Below are 18,542 nucleotides of genomic sequence, written 5' to 3'. Positions count from 1 at the left end.
CGAGGGCACTGGCTCCCTCGCCACAGGCTTCTCGCAACATCAGTGTGCCAGCGGTATCCTGTGCGGGTTTTTCCCTTGAGCACTGTGAACCGTCCAATGCCTAATCTCCCCCAGACCGTACAGCGCATTCTCGAACTGATGAAGCGCTACCCCGGGGTCATTGCCCTGGGTGGTTTCATCTCGGGGATCGGCAGCTTTATCCTGGTTGACCGCCAACAAGGTCTGGCGACCTGGATTGCAATCATCATGCTGGTCAGTTGGGTCTGGCTGATGCTGGAAAACAGCCTGACCGAACTGTTCGCCAAGGTGTTCAAGCGCGAAATTCCGCAACCTCTGCTGCGCTATGCCACGCAGATGATCCACCAGGAAAGCCTGTTCTTCGTCCTGCCGTTCTTTTTCATCACGACCGCCTGGAACAGCGGGCAACTGGTGTTCACCGGGCTGCTCGGCGCCGCGGCGCTGATCTCGATCATCGACCCCCTGTACTACAAGTGGCTGGCACCGCGGCGCTGGTTGTTCCTGGCCATGCACACCCTGACGCTGTTCGCCGCCCTGCTGACCGCACTGCCGATCATCCTGCACCTGACCACTGCACAGAGCTTCAAACTGGCACTGGGCACCGCCATGCTGCTGTCGTTCCCGAGCCTGGCCTCGATCTTTCCGATTCGCACACTGCGCGGCGGGCTGAGCGTGCTGTGCATCACCCTGGTCATCGGGGCAACTGGCTGGTTCATGCGCTCGTGGGTACCGCCGGCCACCTTGTGGATGACCGAGGTGGCCATCAGCACCCAACTGCAGGACCGTACGCCAGGCGACAGCCTGCATCAGGTCAGCGTTGCCCAACTGAGCCGCGATGGCCTGTACGCCTACACCGCGATCAACGCCCCGCGCGGGCTGGACGAGCGGATTTATCACGTCTGGAAGTTCAACGGCAAAGAGGTCGACCGCATTGCCCTGGATATCCACGGCGGGCGCAAGGAGGGCTACCGGGCCTGGACCCACAAGCAGAATTTCCCCGGCAATCCGGTGGGTAAATGGCAGGTTCAGGTACTGACCGAAGACGGCCAGGTGATTGGTGTCCTGCGCTTCGTCGTGAGCGACGCAGGTCAAAACAATCAGGCGCCGAACGAGGTAAAGTAACGGCGATCATGCTATTACGTAGCACTGCGTATCAGCCGAACAAGCAAGGAGCTTATGAGCAATACGATAACCGGCAGTGCCCGACTCGATACCTCGCAGACCCCCGCGCTGCTGAGGATCACGGGGGATTGGACGCTCGCCCATTACGCCGACCTCAAGCGCCTGCGTGAAACCCTCAAAGGTCAGTACGACGAGCGCACCACCATTAACCTTAACGGACTGGGTGCCCTCGACACGGCAGGCGCTTCCTTGCTGGTCGAACTGTTGGGGGCCGAGCGCCTCGGCAAATCGGCCGAACACCCCGACTGCAGCCTGTCAGCCGCCGACCGCGCGCTGCTGCAAACGGTCTATTGCTCAATGGCCGACTTCTGCATCCCCGTCAAAGAACCCGACATCAGCGTTGGCGTCCAGTTGCTGACCCGGATTGGTCGCGCTGTCGATACCGTCTGGCAAGACACCCTGCAACTGCTGGGCTTTGTCGGCCTGATCCTGGAAACCATCGCCCGCGGGCTGTTTCGCCCCAAGCGCTGGCGGATCACCCCGATGGTGGCACACATCGAACAAACCGGGCTCGACGCCGCCCCCATCGTCGCCTTGCTGACCTTTCTGGTGGGCGCGGTAGTGGCGTTCCTCGGGGCGACAGTACTCGCCAGCTTTGGCGCGAGCATCTTTACCGTGGACCTGGTGGCCTTCTCCTTTTTACGTGAATTTGGCGTATTGCTGACCGCGATCCTCATGGCTGGCCGCACTGCCAGTGCCTTCACCGCGCAAATCGGCTCCATGAAGGCCAACGAAGAAATCGATGCCATCCGCACCCTGGGCCTGGACCCGACCGAGTTGCTGGTGGTGCCGCGGGTACTGGCGTTGCTGGTGGCACTGCCCATGTTGACGTTTCTGGCCATGCTCTCGGGGATTGTCGGCGGCGGGGTGGTCTGCGCCCTCTCTCTGGATATCTCGCCGGCGATGTTCCTGTCCTTACTGCAATCGGACATTGGCGTTCAGCACTTTCTGGTGGGCATGGTCAAAGCGCCGATCTTCGCCTTCCTGATCGCCGCCATCGGCTGCCTGGAAGGCTTCAAGGTCAGCGGCAGCGCCGAGTCCGTGGGCGCACACACGACCTCAAGCGTGGTGCAGTCGATTTTTGTGGTGATCGTGCTGGATGCGGTGGCCGCGATGTTCTTTATGGAGATGGGCTGGTGAGTCGCTTACCCCGTGCACCCACCGAAGCGGTGATCGAAGTCCGTGGACTGTGCAACCGCTTCGGCAAGCAAAGCGTGCATGAGAATCTCGATCTGGATCTATACAAGGGCGAGATCCTCGCCGTAGTGGGTGGTTCCGGCAGCGGCAAGTCGGTGTTGCTACGCAGCATCGTCGGCCTGCGCCAGCCCAGCGAAGGCAACGTGACGGTATTTGGCAAGAACCTGCCCAGCCTGTCGGAGCATGAGCGTTCAATGGTCGAGCGGCGCTTCGGCGTGCTGTTCCAGAAGGGCGCATTGTTCTCGTCGCTGACCGTGACTGAAAACGTCGCGCTGCCACTGATCGAACACGCCGGGCTGAGCCGCGACGATGCCGAGCACCTAGCCGCCGTGAAACTGGCCCTCGCCGGCTTGCCCCTGTCGGCGGCCGACAAGTACCCGGCCTCGCTGTCCGGCGGCATGATCAAACGTGCTGCACTGGCCCGGGCACTGGCGCTGGATCCGGACATCCTGTTTCTCGATGAGCCGACCGCGGGCCTTGATCCTATCGGTGCAGCCGCATTCGATCAGTTGATCCTGACGCTGCGCGATGCGTTGGGACTGAGTGTGTTCCTGGTGACCCACGACCTCGACACGCTCTACACCATCACCGACCGGGTGGCGGTGCTGGCGCAGAAAAAGGTGCTGGTGGCCGATGCCATCGACGTCGTGTCCGAGACCAGCGACCCGTGGATTCACGAGTACTTCCATGGCCCACGTGGCCGCGCGGCGCTGACAGCCGCTTCACAGCTCAACGAGGTATGACATGGAAACCCGAGCCCATCATGTATTGATCGGCCTGTTCACTGTAATCGTCGTGGCCGGCGCCTTGCTGTTCGGATTGTGGCTGGCCAAGTCCAGTGTCGACACGGAGTTCAAGGATTATGAAGTCGTCTTCAACGAAGCTGTGAGCGGCCTGTCCAAAGGCAGTGCGGTGCAATACAGCGGGATCAAGGTCGGCGATGTGGTGAGTTTGCGCCTGGACCCCGACGATCCCCGCCGGGTGCTGGCACGGATTCGCCTGGGTGGCGACACCCCGATCAAGGAAGACACTCGGGCCAAACTGGCACTGACCGGCATTACGGGCACCTCGATCATCCAGCTCAGCGGCGGCACCCCCAAAAGCCCGGAACTGCAAGGCAAGGACGGTGAATTACCAATCATCGTCGCCTCGCCGTCACCCATCGCACGGTTGCTGGACAACAGCGACGACGTGATGAGCAGCATCAACCGGCTGCTGTACAACGCCAACCAGATGCTGTCGCCGGAAAACGTCGAGCGTCTGAGCAAGACCCTCGATCATCTGGAACAGACCACCGGGGCCATTGCCGACCAGCGCGGCGATATCCGCCAGGCCATGCAACAACTGGCGGTTGTCGGCAAACAGGCCGGTGCCGCCATGGAACAGACCGCCGCGTTGATGCGTAACGCCAATGGCCTGCTCAATGACCAGGGCAAGCAGATGTTCGGCAGTGCCGAGCACGCCATGAAATCCCTGGAGCAGAGCACGGCAACCATCAACACGCTGCTGAGCAGCAATCAGGACGCACTGAACAACGGCATGCAGGGGCTCAATGGCCTGGCACCGGCCGTGCGCGAACTGCGCGACACCCTGAGTTCGCTGCGGGCCATTTCACGTCGCCTCGAAGCCAACCCCAGCGGCTACCTGCTGGGCGGCGACAATGACAAGGAGTTCACACCATGAAGGGTGTCTACCGCACTTTTGCCCACGGCACGCTGCTGGCAAGCCTGGCGCTGACCAGCGCCTGCTCGATCCTCCCCAAACCGGAGCCTCGGGACATCTATCGCCTGCCCGCGGCCCAGGGTAGCACTCCGTCGACTCACGCCAATGGGGTACGCTGGTCGCTGAAGGTCGCCAAACCACAGGCGGGTGACGTACTGAACAGTGCCAAGATCGCCGTGATCCCGCAAGGTGACCTGATCAGCAGCTACAAGGCTTCGCGCTGGAGCGACGCGACGCCAATCCTGCTGCGCAACCGTCTGCTCGACGGCTTTACCCAGGACGGCCGCGTAGGCCTGCTGAGCACCGACGACAGTAACTTCCAGACCGACCTGGAACTGGGCGGCAACCTGCAAGCCTTCCAGACCGAGTATCAGGGCAACAGTGCACAGGTGGTGATTCGCCTGGATGCATTGCTGGTGCGTGGCACCGACCAGCGCATCCTCGCCAGCCGGCGCTTTGAAGTGCGCCAGCCATTGAACGATGTGAAAGTGCCCGCCGTGGTGACCGGGTTCGGCCAGGCCGGCGATACGCTGACCAGGCAGGTGATTGCGTGGACAGTGGAGCAGGGGCAGCAGAACGCTTCCACGAAACCTTCAGTCAGCACCCTCGCCACAGAGATAGCGGACTACCCAAAGAACCAGTAGCACACCCCGATCGCGCCCAGTACGCCAGCGAGTTCCGCCAGCAGGGCGCAGCCCACGGCGTGCCGCGCGCGCTGGATGCCCACGGCGCCGAAATACACCGCCAGCACGTAGAAGGTGGTTTCGGTACTGCCCTGAACCGTCGCCGCGACCAGCGCCGGGAAGCTGTCCACCCCTGACGTTTTCATGGTTTCGATCAACATGGCGCGCGCCGCGCTGCCCGAGAACGGCTTGACCATCGCCGTCGGCAAGGCATCGACGAAGCGGGTGTCCCAGCCAGCCCACTCCACCAGATGACGAATCCCGTCCAGGCCGAAGTCCAGCGCGCCGGAGGCTCGCAGCACACCCACCGCACAGAGCATCGCCACCAGGTACGGCAGCAGGTTCTTGGCCACGTCGAAGCCTTCCTTGGCGCCCTCGACGAATGTTTCGTAGACCTTGACCTGGCGCAGCGCACCAATCACCAGGAACAGCATGATCAGCCCAAACAGCGTCAGGTTGCCGAGGATCGAGGACAGGCCGGCCAGCGCGGTGGCTGAGAGCGTCGCCAGCAAGGCCATGAAGCCACCCAGTACCAGCGCACCCGGAATCAGATAAGCCAGCACCACCGGGTCCCACAGGCGCAGACGCTGCACGAACGCCACCGACAGCAGGCCGACCAGGGTCGAACAACTGGTCGCCAACAGAATCGGCAGGAACACCAGGGTCGGATCGGGCGCGCCTTGCTGGGCGCGGTACATGAAGATGGTCACCGGCAACAGGGTCAGTGACGACGCGTTGAGCACCAGGAACAGAATCTGCGCGTTACTGGCCACCGTTGCGCTGGGGTTGAGCTCCTGCAACGCCTTCATGGCCTTGAGTCCGATCGGCGTGGCGGCGTTGTCCAGCCCCAGGCCGTTGGCTGCAAAGTTGAGGGTGATCAGGCCGATGGCCGGATGGCCGGCCGGCACTTCCGGCATCAGGCGCAGGAACAGTGGCCCCAGGGCCTTGGCCAGCCATTCGACGATACCGGCCTTCTCGGCGATTTTCAGAAAGCCCAGCCACAGGGTCAAGGTACCGAACAACAGCACCATCACTTCGACCGACAGCTTGGCCATGGCGAAGATGCTTTCCACCATCGCCGCGAAGATCCCGGCATTGCCACCGATCAGCCACTGAGCCAGTGCCGAAACGGCCGCCACGACGAAAAAGCCAAGCCACAGGCCATTGAGCATCAGTCAAATCCCCCCAAAAGATGCGCGAATGATAGCGGGGTGGGCAGAAACGACAAACCCCGGATTTCTCCGGGGTTTGTGGGCCGGACGCAAAGCGTCCGGGGATGCATTCCCACGCAGGGCGCGGGAACGATCATGTAGGCGAACTCAGTTGCTGGAAGTCTCGCCGACCGGCAGCTTCTCTTTGCTGCGCCAGTGCGGCAGGGAGTTCCAGTAGCGCTGACCCTTGGCATCGTCGTACATGCCTTCCCAACGCGCGATAACCAGTACGGCCAGGGCGTTGCCGATCACGTTCAGTGCGGTACGGGCCATGTCCATGATGCGGTCGACACCGGCGATGAACGCCAGGCCTTCCAACGGAATACCCACGCTGCCCAGAGTGGCCAGCAGCACCACGAAGGACACGCCCGGCACGCCGGCGATACCTTTGGAGGTGACCATCAGGGTCAGTACCAGCAGCAGTTGCTGGCTGATCGACAGGTCGATGCCGTACAACTGGGCAATGAAGATTGCCGCGATGCTCTGGTACAGGGTCGAACCGTCGAGGTTGAACGAGTAACCGGTCGGCACCACGAAGCTGCAAATGGCTTTCGGCGCGCCGTAGGCTTCCATCTTCTCGATCACGCGCGGCAGCACGGTTTCCGAGCTCGCGGTGGAGTAGGCCAGCACCAGCTCATCCTTGAAGATGCGCATCAGCTTAAGCACCGAGAAACCGAACAGGCGTGCGATCAGGCCCAGAACGACAAAGCCGAAGAAGGCAATGGCGGCGTAAACCAGGATCACCAGCTTGGCCAGCGGCAGCAGGGACGCAAAGCCGAAGTTGGCAACGGTCACCGCGATCAGCGCGAACACACCGATCGGCGCGTAGTTCATGATCATGTGAGTGACCTTGAACATGCTTTCCGATACGCCCTGGAACATCTTCACCAGCGGCTCGCGCAGGTCGGACTGCAGGCTCGACAGACCGAGGCCGAACAGGACCGAGAAGAAGATGATCGGCAGCATCTCGCCACGCGCCATGGCAGCAAAGATGTTCGATGGAATCAGGTTGAGGATGGTTTCGATGAACGCATGTTCATGCTGAACCTCGGCCGCCGTCGCCTGGTACTTGGAAATATCCACAGTCCCCAGGGTGCTCATGTCGATGCCCGAGCCCGGGTGGAACAGGTTGGCCAGCACCAGACCCACCAGAATGGCGATGGTGGTGACGATTTCGAAGTAAATGATGGTCTTCAGACCAATGCGCCCGAGCTTCTTCGCATCACCCACGCCAGCGATACCGACGATCAGCGAGGAGATCACGATCGGGATCACGATCATCTTGATGAGACGGATAAAGATATCGCCCGCCGGTTGCAGGACGTTGCTGATCCACCAGGCTTTTTCAGCACTGAAATGGTTGAGCACTGCGCCGATTGCTATACCCAGGACCAGACCGATGAGGATCTGCCAGGCGAGGCTAAGCTTTGCCTTCTTCATATCATTACCCTTACTTGCGTTTGACTCGGGCAGATGCACGAACTGGAACGCTCAATGGCGGAAAAGTTTGAGCATCTACCCCCGTATAAGGTGCCCCGGAACGCGTGTATACGGCTCTCTGGCAGGCGAAAAAAGGCGCAACTATTCCGATGCAAGGACACCGCGTCTAATGCCGTAAACGCCTACCCTATGCCGAATCGGCATGAGTTTTTTCAAACAAAACGGCCGTCCCAACCGGTTCGAATACGACATTTCGGCAGGCATAAGTGCCGTGAACCGGCCATCGCAGAGGACAGTGATTGTTTTTTGATCAGCTGATAAGGGACAAAAAAAACAGAATTTCCCTACTCGCAGTGACGAAAAATGACCGGAAATTAATCTTAAAAATCTCGATATACGGTCACTTGGAAACACTGCGAAATGCTTTGCCAGGCAGATGCAGGAACAATTACCCGATAAATATCCCTGGATCGCTCTAGGACAGTGCTTTGCACTTGTGAGCGCGCCGCCTGTTCACCACCTTGCAAGCGAGTGGCGAACAGACGGCGCAATTTTGCGTTGCCTGACCCGGTCCTTTCGCGGGCACTCCCTGTACCCGTAGGTCACTCCGATCCTGAAACAATCAGAACGTCCCGGCCCCCTGGTCATGCGCGCACCGTCCTCGGGTGGGCGCAAAGGAAAGAGACCCTGTTGATCCCTTTCGGTTTTCAAACTGGCAGCAAGTCCTCGCGATCAGCCTCGACCACCGCGACGGCCAAAGAAGAAGGAAGCGATGAACATCACCAGGAACACGACAAAGAGAATCTTGGCGATACCCGTGGCGGTGCCCGCGATACCACCGAAGCCAAGTACGGCAGCGACAATGGCAATAATCAGGAATGTGATTGCCCAGCTCAACATGATGATTCTCCTTACACGTCTATTAGTGGTGCTGCCTTACCCGATGTGTGAAACGCACGTCCGGCCTGCTGCCTAGAACACCCAGCGCTCCTGAGGCGGCCCCTTGAACTCAGGCCGAGCCTGATCAATGTCCATCATTCGCCTGGAAGTCGCGTCAGGCAGGTGGCTGCTGACAGCACTGGAACGGGGCGGGGCGATATGCAGGGTTGGTGCGATGCCTGCATCCGGCTGCTGACTGTGCTCCCAGCGCAAGAACTGCTGGCCTCCGATCAGGGTGACCACCAACGCCAGCACGATGGACAGTCCCTGTTGGATACACAGCGGCAAGAGTCGCAATGGGGCGCCACGTTGGCGATTCATCCTGATGCTCCTCCCACACGGGTGGTGATGGGTTTGAGGGCGCTGTGTCATGAGCGACCCGGATCAACCAGAACATTGCAGCCGGCATGCCAGCTTCTTTCCAGTTAAAACACCAATAAAATCAGACAGTTATAAATAAACCCAGAATCCGTTTGAGCGCATCCTGCACGATGCGCGAGGGTCGCTCGTGCGATATGCACGATCGGTCTGAGACAAATGGAAAATTTTTGGAATGTATGGGGCGGTGCAGATGTCAGAAAAGGAGGCAGGACAACCCAACACCCGTGAATGGGCAGTAATACCTGACAAAAACGTACGTTTATTGATGAGTTGCGCAGATATCGGCTTCGCTTTGATCAGAAGCGACCAGAATGAATCATGCAACTTGCCTGATTTCTCCGGGACTAAATCAAGATCACTCATTCAAGGAGCGCAGGAAAAATGGAATTCGCCAACGAGCATCAAGGCCGCATTCTGCTGGTGGACGATGAGGCAGCCATCCTGCGCACCTTCCGCTACTGCCTCGAAGACGAAGGCTACAACGTCGCCACTGCCAACAGCGCCGCCCAGGCAGATCTCCTGCTGCAGCGTCAGGTCTTCGACCTGTGCTTCCTCGACCTGCGGCTGGGCGAAGACAACGGTCTCGACGTGCTGGCGCAAATGCGCATCCAGGCACCGTGGATGCGCGTGGTCATCGTCACCGCACACTCAGCCGTGGACACCGCCGTCGACGCCATCCAGGCCGGTGCCGCCGATTATCTGGTCAAGCCTTGCAGCCCGGATCAACTGCGACTGGCCACTGCCAAACAGTTGGAGGTTCGCCAGCTTTCGGCACGCCTTGAAGCCCTCGAAGGCGAACTGCGCAAACCCGGCAACGGCCTGGATTCCCATAGCCCGGCGATGAAAGTCGTCCTGGAAACTGCGCGCCAGGTTGCCAGCACCGACGCCAATATCTTGCTTCTCGGCGAGTCAGGCACGGGTAAAGGCGAGCTGGCACGGGCCATCCATGGCTGGAGCAAGCGCGCGAAGAAGTCCTGCGTCACCGTCAACTGCCCGTCCTTGACGGCCGAGTTGATGGAAAGCGAGCTGTTCGGTCATAGCCGGGGGGCATTCACCGGGGCCAGCGAAAGCACCCTGGGCCGGGTCAATCAAGCCGATGGCGGCACACTGTTCCTCGATGAGATCGGTGATTTCCCTTTGACCTTGCAGTCCAAACTGCTGCGCTTCATTCAGGACAAGGAATACGAGCGGGTCGGTGACCCGGTGACCCGTCGCGCCGATGTGCGGATTCTCGCCGCCACCAACCTCAACCTCGAAGACATGGTCCGCGACGGTCGTTTCCGTGAAGACCTGCTGTACCGGTTGAATGTCATCACCTTGCACCTGCCACCGCTACGCGAACGGGCAGAGGATATTCTGACCCTGGCCGACCGCTTCCTCGCCGGATTCGTCACAGAGTACGCCCGGCCGGCCAGAGGGTTCAGCGACGAGGCACGCGAGGCGCTACTGGGATACCGATGGCCCGGCAACATCCGTGAACTGCGTAACGCGGTCGAACGGGCGAGCATCATTTGCCCACAGGAAAGGGTGGAGATCAGCCATTTGGGCATGGCTGAGCAGACCACCAATAATGCTCCGCGAATCGGTGCCGCGTTGAGCCTGGATGAACTGGAGAAAGCCCACATCGGCGCGGTACTGGCCAGCTCCGGCACCCTGGACCAAGCCGCCAGGACCCTGGGCATCGACGCCTCGACGCTGTATCGCAAACGCAAGCAGTACAATTTGTGAGCAGTACCTTATGAAGCTGGCGATAAAGTTGCGCACGCGACTGTTTCTGAGCATCTCGGCATTGATAACCGTCGCCTTGCTCGGGCTGGTGCTCGGGCTGGTCAGCGTGATGCAGATGACCAGCGATCAGGAGGGGCTGGTTCGCGACAACTTCATCACCCTGGACCTGGACCTGAAGCTGCAACAGACCTTGGACGAGCAACGGGTCATCATGCTCAACGAAACGCCCGACCTTGAAGCGCTGCACGCATCAGAGCGACACGCCTTCGAGCTACTGGACCAAGGCATCGCCCATGAGAATAGCCTCGATACCGACCACCACGGCTTCCAGCAGGCTCGCAATGACTACCGGGCGCTCCTCGAAGCCTTTCGTCACTCACAGGAACCTTCCGCCACACTCAGCGGTAATCAGGCGCTCACCGAAAAACTCGACATCCTGCGCAACGGCCTGATTGCCGAACAGAAACGGGTACTGGAGAACATCACCAGCACTCAGCACGATGTCCGTCAACGTGCGTTGCTGGTCGCCGGCCTGCTTGGCCTGGTGGCGCTGGCGGTGCTGATCGTCGGTTTTGTCACCGCACACGGTATCGCGCAAAGCTTCGGTGCCCCCATCGAAGCGCTGGCCAAGGCGGCGGACGACATTGGCCAAGGCAATTTCGACGTTACCCTGCCGATTTCCCCGGCCGCAGAGATGATCCAGCTGACTCGGCGCTTCGGCCTCATGGCCGAAGCCTTGCGCGAACATCAGGCAACCAACGTCGACGAACTGCTCGCCGGCCAGCAACGCTTGCAGGCGGTGCTCGACAGCATCGACGACGGCTTGCTGATGATCGACCGCCAAGGGCATCTGGAGCACTTTAACCCGGTCGCGCAACGCCAGCTGGGCTGGGACGACGATCGCCTGGGTCAGGGCCTGGGCGCCGCGCTGCAACGTCCGGAGCTCGATGAACAACTGCAACGGGTGCTGCATGGCGGTTCGCTGGAGCGCGCACCTGAAGACCTGAGCATCGAAGTCGACGGCCAATCTCGCCTGCTGAGCTACAGCCTGACCCCCGTCAGCCATACCGAAGGTCATATTCTCGGCGCGGTGATGGTGCTGCACGACGTCACCGAACAGCGAGCCTTTGAGCGGGTGCGCAGCGAGTTCGTACTGCGCGCCTCCCATGAACTGCGCACGCCGGTCACCGGCATGCACATGGCCTTCGGCTTGTTCCGCGAACGAGCACACTTTTCCGAAGAATCTCGCGAAACGGATCTGCTGAATACGGTCAATGACGAAATGCAGCGTCTGGTGCAGTTGATCAACGACCTGCTGAACTTCTCGCGCTATCAAAACGGTCTGCAAAAGCTCTCCCTGGCGGCCTGTAACGTCGATAACTTGCTGGAGCAAGCGCAAGGACGCTTTGTCGAACGGGCCAGTGAGCACAGCATCGAGTTGCGGGTGGAGGTACAGGCCCCGATGCCACGGCTGCAGGCCGATCAGGCGCAACTGGAGCGTGTGCTGGACAACCTGATCGACAATGCCCTGCGCCACACCCGCCCCAACGGGCAGATACGCTTACAAGCCCGTCGCAATGGCGAACGGGTGATCATCAGCGTCGAAGACAACGGCGAAGGCATCGCCTATGGCCAGCAAGGGCGAATCTTCGAGCCGTTTGTTCAGGTCGGACGCAAGAAAGGGGGCGCCGGGCTTGGCCTGGCCCTGTGCAAGGAGATCGTGCAACTGCACGGTGGCCGCATCGGCGTGTATTCACGGCCGGGGCAGGGGGCTCAGTTTTACATGGCGTTGCCGTTATAGCAGGCGTTCAAGCCTCGTCATCGATACGCCGCGGCGCCCGTCGGCGGCCGCGGGTCACCAGCTCGATCAATTGCATCGCACTCAGGGCCTGGGCAAACAGCCAGCCCTGACCGTAATTCACCCCTTCACTCATCAGCAACATGGCCTGGGCTTCATGTTCGATGCCTTCGGCGATGACCGTAAGCTGCAGAGCATGCGCCATGCGGATGATATGGGGGGCCACCCCGCTGCTCGCGGCGTCATGACCCAGTGCATCAATGAACGCCTTGTCGATTTTCAGGCAGTCCACCGGCAGGGTTTGCAGGTAGGCCAGACTGCAGTAACCGGTGCCAAAGTCGTCGATCAGCACCTGATGCCCGGCATCGCGCAAGGCTTGCAGGTTCTGGCATGCGACCGCCACGTCGATCAAACCGCGCTCAGTGACCTCAAACGCGATCTGCCGCGCCGCAACACGATGCAAGGCCAGCAGCCGGGCCATGACTTCGCCGATTCTCGGCACCATCACATCACAGGCCGCCAGGTTGACCGAGATATACAGCTGCGGGTTGGCGCGCAGCAACTGGCCGAGCTGCTCAAGCAGGCGCTGTAAGACAAAGTCGGTGATCTGGCGTATCTGCCCGGTGTTCTCCGCCATGGGAATGAACAGGTCCGGACTGGTCAGCGTGCCGTCCGGTCGACGCCAGCGCAACAAGGCCTCAGCGCCGACACAGTTGCGGCTGCGCAGGTCAAAGATCGGTTGATACAACACCTGCAGTTCGCCGCGCTTGAGCGCGCCCTGCAACTCACCGCCCATTGACTGTCGCTGCCGGGCCAACAGATACACCACCGCGCCGATGCTCAATCCCACCATCAGGCTTGCCGACACCAACCACCACCACAGTGCCGGCAAGCTCATGCGGGTGCGCGGAGAGGTCAAAACCAGTTGGTACTCAGGATTGTTGGTCGGCATCCGATAGATCAGCTGGGTCCGGGTGATCTGCAATGGCTCATTGCTGAACGGTGACCAAGGCTCAGTCAGTGGCCAGGCTTGCGGCGCGCCAAGCACCGGAACCGCCCGGGCACCATGATCGAGGATCACCAACAGGCTGCTGCCCGGTGGCAAGTCGACCATGTCGGTCAAATGCCCGCGCGACGTCGCGACCCGAAAATTGCCGCGCCCAAGCATCAATGCCGCGCGGTTTTCATCGGGTTCGGTCGACGTATTGAGCCAATAGCTGTAGGTCGGGCCCTTGATATCGGGTGGGCGGATGGCCGAAAGCGCTTCCTGATGAGGGCGGTTGGAGCAGAACTGTGTCTTGTCGATGTAGGCAGCTTCATACACGAAACGGTAGTTGAAACTGACCTGCTGCAAGGTCGTGAGCATGTTCATGTCACAGCCACGCAGTGGTTGTGCCTCAAGGTCGTCCAGGCCTTCGCGCAATTGGCCGAACAGTTGCTCCAGTCGCTCCAGGAAACGCTCCCCCTGGGCGTTCATCTGTTCGCTTTCCCGCAACTGGACCTGACGCAACGACAACCCCAGGCTACCGGCCAACAACAAGGCCGCGCTGAGCGCAGCCGCCAGCATCGCCAAAAACCAAGGGCGATGAAACCAGTTGCGCAGGGTCTTTCGAGCAGCCGCCATCATTAAACATCCGAAGGATTACCAATGAGTTATAGCTACTGATTGAGATATGACCCCTACCGTCGAGCGGGCGTCATTATTTTGTCTGATTGAGTACTTGCAGAATCGCAGCACTTTGCGCGTCTGGCGTACCGTCGAAGCGCGATGGCCGGAAGCGCATCTGGAAGGCCGCCAGTACATGCCGGGTGGCGACATCCAGCTCGCCGGTCTGCGGCGTCGTGTAGCCCAGGCGCGTCAGTTGCTCCTGAAACCAGCTGATGCTCGGTAACCGTGTCGCAAACACCGCTTGCTGACGGGCGACTGCCTGCTCGTTGGGCCAGAGCGCCACACCGGCTTCGGCCAGGCGCTTCCACGGGAACAACGGGCCTGGGTCGAGTTTGCGCAAGGGGGCGATGTCACTGTGGCCGATCACCTGGCGAGGGCTGATGCCATGACGCTTGTTGATGTCCTTGAGCAGGACGATCAGCGACTGCACCTGGGCTTCGCTGTAGGGATACCAGACGCGTCCGGTCGGCGTATCGCTGAAGCCCGGATTGACGATCTCGATGCCGATGGAACTCGAGTTCAGCCAGGTACGCCCTTGCCACTCGCTTTCACCGGCATGCCAGGCGCGATAGTTCTCATCCACCAGCTTGTAGATGGTCGCGTTTTTATCATCACCGACCAGGTAATGACTGCTGACCTCGCCATGGGTCAACAACGCCAGTGACTGCGTCAGCGACGCGGAGGTGTAATGCATGACGACGAACTGCACACGGTTGTCGTAATTGGCCGAAGGGTGGCTGGTATCGTAACGAGGACCACTGGCGCAACCTGCCAGGACAAGAAAGGACACGAGCAAAGTAATGAATTTCATGGCAGTGACAGTACGCTGAAGACAGTAATGCAACAGTGTAACGTACCGTCTTGTACCTGAGCCGCTAAAAGCGCCGGATTAAATAAAATGGAACAATTGCCGTCAGGCCGGCTCAACGCGATTTCGTCCGGCATTTTTTGCCCGATATAGCGCCTGATCGGCTCTCTTAAGCACCAGATCGCTACGTTCTCCCGGCTTGAACGCCGTCACACCGATGGAAACCGTAATGGTCACCGGTTCGCCCTTGAAGTGAAACGGGCAGGCTTCGATGGCCGCTCGCAAGGTTTCCAGCAGGTTCACACCCGCTGCCAGCGAGGTGTCGGGCACCAGCAATACAAACTCTTCGCCACCAAAGCGGGCAATGAAGTCCGAACCTCGCAGGCGCTTGCGCAGCACCGTTGCGATGATTTTCAGCACCTTGTCGCCGGCCAGGTGGCCGTAGTTATCGTTGATGCGCTTGAAGTGATCCAGGTCGAGCATCGCCAGCAACAAGGTCGTGCCGTGCTGTTGCCACCGGGCCACTTCATGCTCCAGGCGTTCGCTCCAGGCGGCCCGGTTCGGCAAGCCGGTGAGCGGGTCGACCAAGGCCTTCTGGCGCTGCTCTTCCAGGTGTTCGCGATAGCCTTGGGCTTCCTGCTCCATGCTCGCCACCCTTTGCGCCAGGCCTTGCAGACGCGCTGCAACTTCCTGCTCGCGCTCGTCGCGCTGCTGCTGGTACTGGTCCAGAGTGCCGAGCAGGCCCTCGAGGTGGTTCTCCAATACACGCTTGAGATCCTCCAGGTCCGCAGCGTCCTGCATGCTGCTGTGCAATCCGTCGACCTGTTCACGGAGCTGTGTGTCCATCTCGCGAGCGGCCGAACGGTTGTCCGCGTGCCCGTCACTGGCCGCTTGCAGGTTGCTCTGGAAGGATTCCAGGCGCTCATTGAGCTGCTTGAGGTAGACCTCGAACTCGTGCTGGCCACTGTCGGTGATCGCCAGCATCAACACCGCAAGATCATCGAGGATCGGTAGCAGTTCGTACCAATTCAACCCGTTTCTCAGCCGTACGCGCATGGCCTCGGCTTGCGGGCGGTGGCGTTCGGGCAACGATAGATCGTCCAGCAGCCCCAGCAGCGTGCCTTCGATGTGCTTGGCCACCGAGCTGTAGGACGGCTCTGGCGAATCCGGGAGCGCATAAAGCGCGTCCGGTTCGCAATACTCAGGATCCACTTCGGTGTGGATGTGTGCCACGGCTGGAGACAAGGGCAGGCTGTCGACCAATGGCGTGGTTTCGACCTCGGGTTGCAGGGCAAGCGGCGCTTCCCGCTCGTCCAGGACTGCCAGATCCTGATCCGCAGCCTGGGTCGAGTCGTGCCGAGCCTGCTGCACCGGCGGTTCAAAAGCGGCCACTGCGAGCGCTGATGACTCCTCGATCGGCTCAGGCTCGGACTCCACTACGACGGCTGTCGATGCTTCCTGAGCCTGCTGCGCGATCGGCACTGTCACAGGCTCAGGCGTCATGCCAACAGCAGGCACTGGCTGGGTCGAACCGACCGGCTGCTCTTCGCCGCCCTCATCACGCCCCCCAAACAGACGCTGCAACAACCCTGGGCGGTCAGGTTCATCAGGGCTCTCCAGCACACTGAGTGCCTGGCTCTGTAACTGACTCAGTTCACCGAGCAGCAAGGGAATCTCGCGGGCCTGGCTGACGCGACCATCCAATTGCTTGGCAAAGGTCTTGAGCGGTCGACTGACCTCTCGTGGCAATGGCAAGGCCTGGAGTTGCGCGACCAGTGCGGTAAGCGCCGAGCCGATCTGATCAACCCGGGTTTCGCGCCGCTGCTCGGAATCCAGCACGGCTTTTTCCAGACGTGGCAGCAACGCAGCCAACCCGGCATCCATTTCATTGGTGCGGATGACTTCGCGCATTTCCTTCATGCATTGGTCTACCGCACGGTCGGTCCCCTCGGCAGCCAGCGTACTGCGCACCAGCCCACGACGCAGCAAGTCGAGGCGGGCATCCCAGCGACGCTCGAGTTTTTCCTGCTGTTCGATACTTTTGAGGTACTTCTCTTTCCAGCGGTTTGCTTCGTCGCTCATTCAGGGGTTCCGCGAAGGGCAGGACTCAACGCGGGCAATGCATCGGCCGTGAGCGAACCCGGCAGACGAATCTCTACCGCGACCGGCAGGTGATCGGAGATGGGTTGCGCCAGCACTTCGACCCGTTCAAGCGTCAGGGTCGGACTGAGCAGAATATGGTCCAGGCAACGCTGCGGGCGCCAGCTGGGGAATGTCGCTTCGACTTGCGGCGCAAGCAGGCCCAGGTCGCGCAAAGGCGAGCTTTGCAGCAGATCGCTGGCATGGGTGTTCATGTCGCCCATCAGCACCTGGTGCTTGTAGCCACCGATCAACTCGCGAATGTAGGCCAGTTGCAGACTGCGAACCCGGGCACCGAGCGCCAGGTGCATCATCACGACGACCAGCGCCTCGGGCCCCTCGCCAAACCGCACGAGAATCGCACCCCGGCCCTTGGGCCCAGGCAGCGGGTGATCCTCAATCTGCCAGGGCCGCATCCGGCTGAGCACACCATTACTGTGCTGGCCGAGACGACCCAGGTTTCGATTGAGTTGCTGATACCAGTAGGGGAAGGCGCCAAGCTGGGCCAAGTGTTCGACTTGATTGACGTAGCCGGAACGAAGGCTGCCGCCATCCGCTTCCTGCAAGGCGACCAGATCGTAGTCGCCCAGCAGGTTGCCGATCTTTTGCAGGTTGTCGGCGCGCCCGGTGTGCGGCAGCAGGTGTTGCCAGCCACGGGTCAGGTAGTGCCGATAACGCTCGGTACTGATACCCACCTGGATGTTGAAGCTCAGCAGACGCAGACGACTGTCCGCGGGCAAGCCCGAGGGTTCCAGATGATGCTCGTTGACCTGCGGATCATGCAGGCCGACGACGCGTTCAGTACCCCAACGACGCATGGCGTGCGCCGCTTACTTAGCGGCGCGCTCCTTGGCGATCAACTGGTCAGCCACGCTCAGAGCGCCTTCAGGACCACCAGCGGTGCCAAGGTCAAAGCGGTACTTGCCATTGACGACCATGCTCGGTACGCCGGAGATCTGATAGGCCTGGGCCTTCTTCTTGGCGTCTTCAACCTTGCCTTTGACGGCGAACGAGTTGTAGGTGCTCAGGAACTTGTCCTTGTCGACACCTTCGCCGGCCAGGAACTCGGCCATTTCTTCCGGGGTAGCGAGCTTCTTGCCATCGTGGACGGCTTCGAACACTGCTTTATGAACCTTTTGCTCTACACCCATGGCTTCCAGGGTGATGAACAGCTGGCCGTGCACGTTCCAGATACCACCGAACATGGCCGGGATACGCACGAAGTTCACATCGGCCGGCAGTTTTTCAGCCCAAGGGTTGATGGTGGGCTCGAACGCATAGCAATGCGGGCAGCCATACCAGAACAGCTCCACGACTTCGATCTTGCCGGGCACAGCCACCGGAACGGCGCTGCTCAGTTCGACATATTGTTTACCGGCTTCAAGCGGCTCAGCAGCCTGGGCGGTGACGCCGAACAGGCTGGCAGTGACGAGTGCGGCGCTGAGAATCAGATTACGCATGCTTTACTCCTGGGCAAATTGGCTCGCCTCGCGCGACCTGCTTTCTGGCAGGCCATGGCGGGCATCAGTTCTCTAGTGTAACGGCAGCGGCCACAAAAAAGGGCGGCCTAAGCCACCCTTTTTATGCTTGCATCGAAGGATTAATCGAGCGTTAACGTTGTGCGGGT

At 60.5% G+C, this 18,542-nt stretch carries 16 protein-coding genes; 7 read left to right on the top strand and 9 right to left on the bottom strand.

Translation table 11 applies throughout. The features are described from left to right. Positions 1-96: 96 nt before the first annotated feature. The 5 genes from CKW07_RS22265 to CKW07_RS22245 are packed head-to-tail and all read left to right on the top strand — an operon-like array spanning position 97 to position 4,763. Positions 97-1,140 (top strand): DUF5924 family protein, encoded by a 1,044-nt coding sequence (locus CKW07_RS22265; RefSeq protein ID WP_095147066.1) that lies wholly within the window; start codon positions 97-99, stop codon positions 1,138-1,140. 54 nt (positions 1,141-1,194) lie between these two features. After that, complete coding sequence (locus CKW07_RS22260; RefSeq protein ID WP_095147065.1) at positions 1,195-2,340, top strand: ABC transporter permease; 1,146 nt, start codon at positions 1,195-1,197, stop codon at positions 2,338-2,340. Beyond that, complete coding sequence (locus CKW07_RS22255; protein WP_095147064.1) at positions 2,337-3,140, top strand: ABC transporter ATP-binding protein; 804 nt, start codon at positions 2,337-2,339, stop codon at positions 3,138-3,140. Before CKW07_RS22260 ends, CKW07_RS22255 begins: the two co-directional genes overlap by 4 nt. Before the next feature lies 1 nt (position 3,141). Beyond that, positions 3,142-4,080: an MlaD family protein gene (locus tag CKW07_RS22250; RefSeq protein ID WP_095147063.1), complete on the top strand. Its 939-nt coding sequence runs from the start codon at positions 3,142-3,144 to the stop codon at positions 4,078-4,080. Continuing rightward, positions 4,077-4,763, top strand: coding sequence for an ABC-type transport auxiliary lipoprotein family protein (locus tag CKW07_RS22245; RefSeq protein ID WP_095147062.1), 687 nt, complete (start codon positions 4,077-4,079; stop codon positions 4,761-4,763). The genes CKW07_RS22250 and CKW07_RS22245 overlap by 4 nt, the downstream gene beginning before the upstream one ends. On the opposite strand, the gene CKW07_RS22240 is transcribed toward CKW07_RS22245, so the two are convergent. From CKW07_RS22240 to CKW07_RS22225, 4 genes are all read right to left on the bottom strand, one after another. Then, positions 4,745-5,974, bottom strand: coding sequence for a nucleoside recognition domain-containing protein (locus CKW07_RS22240; RefSeq protein WP_095147061.1), 1,230 nt, complete (start codon positions 5,972-5,974; stop codon positions 4,745-4,747). The two genes, CKW07_RS22245 and CKW07_RS22240, sit on opposite strands and share 19 nt — an antisense overlap. Before the next feature lie 147 nt (positions 5,975-6,121). Continuing rightward, on the bottom strand, positions 6,122-7,453 hold the full coding sequence (gene gltP, locus CKW07_RS22235) for a glutamate/aspartate:proton symporter GltP (RefSeq protein ID WP_095147060.1): 1,332 nt from the start codon (positions 7,451-7,453) through the stop codon (positions 6,122-6,124). Positions 7,454-8,185: 732 nt separating this feature from the next. Further along, positions 8,186-8,353: a DUF1328 domain-containing protein gene (locus CKW07_RS22230; RefSeq protein WP_095147059.1), complete on the bottom strand. Its 168-nt coding sequence runs from the start codon at positions 8,351-8,353 to the stop codon at positions 8,186-8,188. A 72-nt stretch (positions 8,354-8,425) separates the two neighbouring features. After that, positions 8,426-8,713 (bottom strand): hypothetical protein, encoded by a 288-nt coding sequence (locus tag CKW07_RS22225; RefSeq protein ID WP_095147058.1) that lies wholly within the window; start codon positions 8,711-8,713, stop codon positions 8,426-8,428. A gap of 441 nt (positions 8,714-9,154) precedes the next feature. On the opposite strand from CKW07_RS22225, the gene algB reads away from it, so the two are divergent. Both algB and CKW07_RS22215 read left to right on the top strand, forming a co-directional pair. Continuing rightward, positions 9,155-10,501, top strand: coding sequence for a sigma-54-dependent response regulator transcription factor AlgB (gene algB / locus CKW07_RS22220; protein WP_095147057.1), 1,347 nt, complete (start codon positions 9,155-9,157; stop codon positions 10,499-10,501). 10 nt (positions 10,502-10,511) lie between these two features. Next, positions 10,512-12,302, top strand: a complete 1,791-nt coding sequence (locus CKW07_RS22215) for an ATP-binding protein (RefSeq protein ID WP_095147056.1) — start codon at positions 10,512-10,514, stop codon at positions 12,300-12,302. Between the two features lie 7 nt (positions 12,303-12,309). Here CKW07_RS22215 and CKW07_RS22210 read toward each other — a convergent pair whose 3' ends face one another. From CKW07_RS22210 to CKW07_RS22190, 5 genes are all read right to left on the bottom strand, one after another. Continuing rightward, a complete protein-coding gene (locus CKW07_RS22210; RefSeq protein ID WP_095147055.1) occupies positions 12,310-13,926 on the bottom strand; it encodes an EAL domain-containing protein in 1,617 nt (538 codons plus the stop codon). A 73-nt stretch (positions 13,927-13,999) separates the two neighbouring features. Further along, the gene (locus tag CKW07_RS22205; RefSeq protein ID WP_095147054.1) at positions 14,000-14,779 is read right to left on the bottom strand and encodes an N-acetylmuramoyl-L-alanine amidase; all 780 of its coding nucleotides are present in this window, start codon (positions 14,777-14,779) and stop codon (positions 14,000-14,002) included. Between the two features lie 102 nt (positions 14,780-14,881). Next, positions 14,882-16,858 (bottom strand): GGDEF domain-containing protein, encoded by a 1,977-nt coding sequence (locus tag CKW07_RS22200; protein WP_095147053.1) that lies wholly within the window; start codon positions 16,856-16,858, stop codon positions 14,882-14,884. After that, the gene (locus tag CKW07_RS22195; RefSeq protein WP_095083442.1) at positions 16,855-17,733 is read right to left on the bottom strand and encodes an endonuclease/exonuclease/phosphatase family protein; all 879 of its coding nucleotides are present in this window, start codon (positions 17,731-17,733) and stop codon (positions 16,855-16,857) included. The genes CKW07_RS22200 and CKW07_RS22195 overlap by 4 nt, the downstream gene beginning before the upstream one ends. Positions 17,734-17,745: 12 nt before the next feature. Further along, positions 17,746-18,375: a thiol:disulfide interchange protein DsbA/DsbL gene (locus CKW07_RS22190; protein WP_095147052.1), complete on the bottom strand. Its 630-nt coding sequence runs from the start codon at positions 18,373-18,375 to the stop codon at positions 17,746-17,748. Positions 18,376-18,542 lie beyond the last annotated feature (167 nt).

This window comes from Pseudomonas sp. Irchel s3b6 (assembly GCF_900187415.1).
Lineage (GTDB): Bacteria > Pseudomonadota > Gammaproteobacteria > Pseudomonadales > Pseudomonadaceae > Aquipseudomonas.
This window is presented reverse-complemented; position numbering and strand designations above follow the sequence as displayed.

Coding starts and splice junctions, on each gene's coding strand:
- CKW07_RS22265 (WP_095147066.1), top strand. CDS start 97: ATGCCTAATCTCCCCCAGACCGTACAGCGCATTCTCGAACTGATGAAG.
- CKW07_RS22225 (WP_095147058.1), bottom strand. CDS start 8,713: ATGAATCGCCAACGTGGCGCCCCATTGCGACTCTTGCCGCTGTGTATC.
- CKW07_RS22205 (WP_095147054.1), bottom strand. CDS start 14,779: ATGAAATTCATTACTTTGCTCGTGTCCTTTCTTGTCCTGGCAGGTTGC.
- CKW07_RS22260 (WP_095147065.1), top strand. CDS start 1,195: ATGAGCAATACGATAACCGGCAGTGCCCGACTCGATACCTCGCAGACC.
- CKW07_RS22215 (WP_095147056.1), top strand. CDS start 10,512: ATGAAGCTGGCGATAAAGTTGCGCACGCGACTGTTTCTGAGCATCTCG.
- CKW07_RS22245 (WP_095147062.1), top strand. CDS start 4,077: ATGAAGGGTGTCTACCGCACTTTTGCCCACGGCACGCTGCTGGCAAGC.
- CKW07_RS22210 (WP_095147055.1), bottom strand. CDS start 13,926: ATGATGGCGGCTGCTCGAAAGACCCTGCGCAACTGGTTTCATCGCCCT.
- CKW07_RS22250 (WP_095147063.1), top strand. CDS start 3,142: ATGGAAACCCGAGCCCATCATGTATTGATCGGCCTGTTCACTGTAATC.
- CKW07_RS22200 (WP_095147053.1), bottom strand. CDS start 16,858: ATGAGCGACGAAGCAAACCGCTGGAAAGAGAAGTACCTCAAAAGTATC.
- CKW07_RS22195 (WP_095083442.1), bottom strand. CDS start 17,733: ATGCGTCGTTGGGGTACTGAACGCGTCGTCGGCCTGCATGATCCGCAG.
- CKW07_RS22190 (WP_095147052.1), bottom strand. CDS start 18,375: ATGCGTAATCTGATTCTCAGCGCCGCACTCGTCACTGCCAGCCTGTTC.
- algB (WP_095147057.1), top strand. CDS start 9,155: ATGGAATTCGCCAACGAGCATCAAGGCCGCATTCTGCTGGTGGACGAT.
- CKW07_RS22230 (WP_095147059.1), bottom strand. CDS start 8,353: ATGTTGAGCTGGGCAATCACATTCCTGATTATTGCCATTGTCGCTGCC.
- gltP (WP_095147060.1), bottom strand. CDS start 7,453: ATGAAGAAGGCAAAGCTTAGCCTCGCCTGGCAGATCCTCATCGGTCTG.
- CKW07_RS22240 (WP_095147061.1), bottom strand. CDS start 5,974: ATGCTCAATGGCCTGTGGCTTGGCTTTTTCGTCGTGGCGGCCGTTTCG.